The 5,265-nt window shown below is 66.6% G+C and carries 4 protein-coding genes and 2 pseudogenes; 1 reads left to right on the top strand and 5 read right to left on the bottom strand.

Annotated features, from left to right (window positions below; genetic code table 11):
• Nucleotides 1-100: 100 nt before the first annotated feature.
• The 4 genes and pseudogenes from IG74_RS0143685 to IG74_RS50500 form a co-directional block, all read right to left on the bottom strand.
• Nucleotides 101-658 (bottom strand): annotated as a pseudogene (locus IG74_RS0143685) (transposase); the annotation flags it as partial.
• Nucleotides 659-807: 149 nt separating this feature from the next.
• Complete coding sequence (locus IG74_RS0143690) at nucleotides 808-2,004, bottom strand: IS110 family transposase (protein ID WP_030689168.1); 1,197 nt, start codon at nucleotides 2,002-2,004, stop codon at nucleotides 808-810.
• A 563-nt stretch (nucleotides 2,005-2,567) separates the two neighbouring features.
• Nucleotides 2,568-3,149 carry a Uma2 family endonuclease gene (locus IG74_RS0143695; RefSeq protein WP_030689170.1) on the bottom strand — a complete coding sequence of 194 codons (582 nt, stop codon included), beginning with the start codon at nucleotides 3,147-3,149 and terminating at the stop codon, nucleotides 2,568-2,570.
• A 36-nt stretch (nucleotides 3,150-3,185) separates the two neighbouring features.
• A complete protein-coding gene (locus tag IG74_RS50500; RefSeq protein ID WP_199818984.1) occupies nucleotides 3,186-3,323 on the bottom strand; it encodes a hypothetical protein in 138 nt (45 codons plus the stop codon).
• A gap of 69 nt (nucleotides 3,324-3,392) precedes the next feature.
• On the opposite strand from IG74_RS50500, the gene IG74_RS0143710 reads away from it, so the two are divergent.
• Nucleotides 3,393-4,597 (top strand): IS3 family transposase gene (locus IG74_RS0143710; protein WP_420710050.1). Its coding sequence is split into 2 segments (ribosomal slippage): nucleotides 3,393-3,678 and nucleotides 3,678-4,597, totalling 1,206 coding nucleotides; the frame shifts between segments, so codons are not numbered across the junction.
• A 27-nt stretch (nucleotides 4,598-4,624) separates the two neighbouring features.
• Here IG74_RS0143710 and IG74_RS50505 read toward each other — a convergent pair.
• Nucleotides 4,625-5,227, bottom strand: a pseudogene (locus IG74_RS50505) (transposase); the annotation flags it as partial.
• Nucleotides 5,228-5,265 lie beyond the last annotated feature (38 nt).

Here is a 5,265-nt window from a genome sequence, read left to right on the forward strand (position 1 = left end):
GTACCGCCCCGACCTAATCGACGGCTGCTTGATCGGGACTGGGCTGCTCATCGCTGCGGAGGAGCTCGCAGAGCCGGAACCCGCGAGTTCAAGATGAGTGACCGGCTGAGATGAGCCGCTCGGCCACGGCGCGGAGCTGGGCGGCGGTGATGGCGGTCGCGTCGTCTTGTGGGCCGAGCCGGAGCACGTCCAGGATCGACGTCCACGAGGTGGCCCCGGGTTCCAGGACCGCGACGTAGGAGTACGGCCAGCCCGGGATGAACTGCGAGGCGGACTTCGCCCGCCCGTAGACGTGACAGAACAGCCGGTCCGCCGAGCACGGTGCGTCCGAGCGCAGCCACGGCGACACGTCGACCGCCAGCACCAGGCGCCCGCCCTCGAAGCGGGGCAACGGCAGCCCGGCGAGCAAGGTCCGCAGCCGCCCGAGGTCGATGCGACCGCGGTTGAGGGCTCCGTACATGGCGCCGTGTCCACGACGGTGTTCGGGCACCAGCGTCAGATCCACCGGTGTCTTCACCGCTCCGTCCGCGCACAGCACCGCGTCCACCAACTCGAACATCTCGTCCCGCCGTGCGGTCAGACACTCGTAGAACTCGCCACGGAAGCGTGACGCTTCCGCGAACGCTTCCCGCCGGACATCGCGGCACACCACACTCATGACAACGGCCTTCGGTTGATCCCGTATCTCTGTGACGGAGCACAGGATCAGACGAAGGCCGCCCTCATGTCCGGCAAACTCCCAGGTGAGTGACCACGTTCGGGACACCGTTCGACGCCGGAAGAAAAAGAACTTCCCAATAGCGCTCGTCAAGCCGCAGTTGGGATTGCGGGACGGATTTCGTAGGAGGTGTTGTCGCGGATCATGGCCCAGAGGACGTTGAGACGTCGGCGGGCCAGGGCCAGCACGGCTTGGATGTGGCTTTTCCCCTCGTTGCGCTTGCGCTGGTAGTAGTGCTGGGAGACGGGGCAGCAGCGGAGGCTGGCCATCGCGGCGAGGTAGCAGGCCCGCAGCAGGCCGCGGTGGTAGCGGCGGGGCCGGTGCAGGTTGCCGCGGACGCGGCCGGAATCGCGTGGGACCGGGGCCAGTCCGGCGAAGCCCGCCAGCCGGTCCGGGGTGCCGAAGGCTGTCAGGTCTCCGCCGGTGGCGGCGATGAACTCGGCCCCGAGGCGGGGCCCCATGCCGGGCAGGGTCTCGATCACCTTGGCGTGCGGATGGTCGTGAAAGCGGGCCTCGATGAGTGCGTCGAGTTCGGTGATCTCCGCGTCCAGGGCCAGCACGCCTTTCGCGATCCGGGCCACCATGTCCGCGGCCAGCTTCTCTCCGGGCAGCGCGGTGTGCTGGGCTTCTGCCGCCTCGACCGCGGTCCGGGCGAGTGAGGAGGCGTTTTTGACACCGCGGTTCTTCAGCCAGGATTCGAGGCGGCGGGCACCGATACGACGGATCGTGCCCGGTGTCTGGTAGCCGGTCAGTAGCACGACCAGCCCGCGTCCCTTGCGGGTCAGGGCACGTTCCAGGGCCGGGAAGATTCCCAGGAGTTGTTCGCGCAGCCGGTTGATCTGCCGGGTGCGGTCGTTGACGAGATCGAGCCGGCGGCCGGTAAGGATGCGCAGGTCGACGGCGACTTCGTCGCCGGGCCGGAGCAGTCCGAGGTCCTGGCGCATGCGGGCTTGGTCGGCGATGACATGGGCGTCTTTGGCGTCGGTCTTGCTCTGGCCGCGGTAGCCGGCCGCGGCGCGGTGGACGGTCAGGCCGGTGAGGTAGACCATCGGCTGCCCGTGCTCGAGCAGGAGCCCGATGAGCAGAGCGGCACTGCCGTGGTTGGTGTCCATCGCCCACAGCACCTCGCCCGGCTCGGCGAGGGCGAGTACCTCGCGGATGAGCTCCAGCAGCTCGGGCTCGTCGTTGCCGACGCGGCGCGACAGCCGCCGTTCCCCGCGGGCGTCGAGTGCCACGCAGTGGTGATGCTCCTTGCCGATGTCGACCCCGGCCCAGATCGTGAACATGGCCGCCTCCGCCAGCTGTTCGTACTGTGATCCCGTGGACGGCCTTGCCGACGTTGTCCTACTCAGCGATCGAGTCGCGTATCCCAATGAGCGGTTGTGACCGTCGCGGGCTCCGGGCGGCCAAGTTTTTTCAGCCGTCAAGCGGCGACAAGCTCACAGCCATACCCGGAGTCCTCGGGCTCACCGATCCTACGAATGACCGGCGTGGGCCCGCGCTAGAACGGTAGGACAAGATCAGAAGCTGTTCGGGCGTGTAGTCGGCCATCGCCCGGAACAGCACGGCCCGTCCCTCCGTACTGATCCGCTCATCCGGCCCGGGACGGTCCGTCCGCCGCACCGCCAGGGCCTCCCGGCCACCCGCCTGGTACGCACGCACGACCACCAGGTACCCACGGACCGCTCCGCGACCTGGAACACCTCAGCCGTCTGCCGGTACCCCTGCCCCCGCCCCGACTCCAACGCGACCACGACCCGCAGCCGCACCACTTCCCGCCCCGTCGGCGGCACCCGCCGCAGATCCCCAGACCCAGTCACACCCCATCAACAACAGTTCCACCTCAATATCAACGTCGAAGAGACTTCAGGTCGATATTGACAGGGAAAGGTACCGAGACGGCCAACCGATCCCGGTAGATACCCGTAGCTACATATGTCTTCGTGGTCTCTTCCAGTTCGAAGACGTGGACTGCTACGTGGTCGGTTTCTTTCTCGATGCGCCAGAAGTGTCGAATGCGCGCTTCTGCGTATCGCCCAGGCTTCAACTTGATGTCACGGTCAGCCGATTCGGGGGAAACAACCTCCACAGCCAATACGACCTCTTCAGGCAGGTACCTGGTACGATCTTCGTCGTACGGAACCGTACTGACCAGCACATCCGGCTCGGGGCGCGTCTTCTTGTCGATGCGGATGGTCATCTCACGATCGACCGTGAATCCTTCGGGAGCCTGCTCCTCCAGTCGCTGCGTAAGCCGTCCCACCAACCGCGCATGACCGGAACTCTGCGGGGACATCATGAAGATCAGTGCTCCGTCGATCAGCTCAGTGTGACGCGGCAGGCTGGGGATGCTGTCGAGGTCGTCAGCCTCCCAGCCACTTTCACGCGGCGGTAGCATCCATTGAGGAAGTTCCTCCCAAGCTGTGGTCATCGGGCCCTCCAGGAATGTTGGTACCCGCCAGTGTACTCAGCTTGAATCCGCGATGTCAGGGTGATCGATCAGCCCGACAAGGTCCGGGCCGGTGGTGGGCAGGCAGCCGGTGATCAGGTGAGGCCGGTACTGGATCTTCTTCAGTTTGCGTTTGATGACGCGGGTCAGGTGCACCAGGGGCCTTGACCCCTGATGTTGGACACACGAGACACTGGATCTAGAGGATCTGAGAACGGACATCTCGTGGTCATGAAGAACTACCCGCCGGAGTTCAAGGCGGACGCGGTCGCGTTCTACGAGTCGCGGCCGGAGGCGACGATCAGGTCGGTCGCTGTTGATCTGGGCATCAATCCGGAGACCCTGCGGAACTGGGTGAGGGCTGCCGGAGCAAGCCGTCCACGAGGACGCCGGACACCGGAGACGGCCCAGCCGCCGCAACCCCTGGAAGCGGAGAACGCGGCCTTGCGGAAGAAGGTCCGCGAGCTGGAGGAGGAACGCGAGATCCTGCGGAAGGCGGCCAAATATTTCGCCGGGGAGACGCGCTGGTGAACCGCTTCCAGTGCGTCGCCGACCTGCAGCGCCGCTACGGCGTGAAGCGGCTCTGCCACGTCCTCGGCGTCAGCCGCTCGAGCTTCTACCACTGGCGCCGCACAGCCGCCGACCGGGCCGCCCGGCAGGCGGCCGACGCACAACTGGCCGCCCGGATACGGGCGGTGCACCGGGAATCGGACGGCACCTACGGAGTCCCGCGGATCACCGCCGAGCTCCGCGAAACCAGCGGTGAGGCGGTCAACCACAAGCGAGTCGCCCGGATCATGCGGGAATCCGGGATCGAAGGGGTCCGGTTGCGCCGCCGGCACCACACCACCGTCCCCGATCCGGCTGCAGCCAAGGCCCCGGACCTGATCCGCCGCGACTTCACCGCCATCACGCCGAACACGAAGTACGTCGGCGACATCACCTACCTGCCCCTCGACGGCGGGAAGTTCTGCTACCTGGCCACCGTCATCGACCTCGCCTCGCGCCGTCTGGCCGGCTGGGCGATCGCCGACCACATGCGCACGGACCTCGTGACCGACGCCCTGGCCGCGGCCGTCCGCACCCGCGGCAGTCTCGCGGGAGCCATCATGCACACCGACCACGGAGCCCAGTACACCAGCAGAGCCTTCGCTGAAGCCTGCAGGTCAGCAGGGGTCCGACAGAGCATGAGCGCGGTCGGATCCAGCGCGGACAACGCACTCGCCGAATCCTTCAACGCGACCTTCAAACGCGAGACCCTGCAGGGCCGGAAGAGCTGGCCAGACGAGCGTGAGGCCCGACTCGATGCGTTCAGATGGCTCCACCGCTACAACACCCGGCGCCGACACTCCCGCCTCGGACAGCGATCGCCCATCGCCTTCGAGAACGCCTTCCACCTCACACCGACTACGCTCACACCAGCCGCATAACCCGTGTTCAGGATTCGGGGTCAAGGCCCGTGGGACGAAGCCTTTGCCCTGGTCGTCGGGGTTGCGGCGGACGACCTCGACGTCGATGTCCAACAGGGCGCCGCGGATGAGGACTTCGTCCTTGAAGCCCTGGTCGACCAGGGCCTTCTCCAGACGGTTACCGCACCGCTCGGCCACCTGGTCGAGCAGGGCGGTGCCGACGGCGTTGTCGTGGACGGAGGCGGCCAACACCACGACGCCGATGATCAGGCCGAGAACGTCGACGGCCAGCCCTCGCTTGCGGCCCGACACCTTCTTGTTGGCGTCCAGTCCCGTCGTGACCTTGGGGACACCCGCGGCCGCGCGGACCGACTGGGTGTCGATGATCACGAGGGACGGGTCCTCTAATCGCTTCGCCCTCTCCCGCACCTGGCAGCGCAGAAGTTCCTGGATGCGCTGGTCAAGCCCGTCCTGGCGCCACAGGCCGAAGTAGTAGAACACCGCTGACCAGGACGGCAGATCATGCGGGAGGTAGCGCCATTGGCAGCCCGTCCGGTTCTGATAGAAGAGTGAAGTAGGCCGCCGGCGAGGTATCCGTGGTTCGGCTCCTTTTCCGACGGCCCCTTCCCGAACGGTACGTGCGCCTTTCAGCGCATACCGCTCTCCAGCGGCATTTTCCGGGCGGAGGC

It is taken from the genome of Streptomyces sp. NRRL B-1347 (genome assembly GCF_000720325.1).
Classification (GTDB): Bacteria; Actinomycetota; Actinomycetes; order Streptomycetales; family Streptomycetaceae; genus Streptomyces.

What these genes read in the sequence shown, in the direction of transcription:
- IG74_RS0143690 (WP_030689168.1), bottom strand. Translation starts at nt 2,004, where the DNA reads ATGTTCACGATCTGGGCCGGGGTCGACATCGGCAAGGAGCATCACCAC.
- IG74_RS0143695 (WP_030689170.1), bottom strand. Translation starts at nt 3,149, where the DNA reads ATGACCACAGCTTGGGAGGAACTTCCTCAATGGATGCTACCGCCGCGT.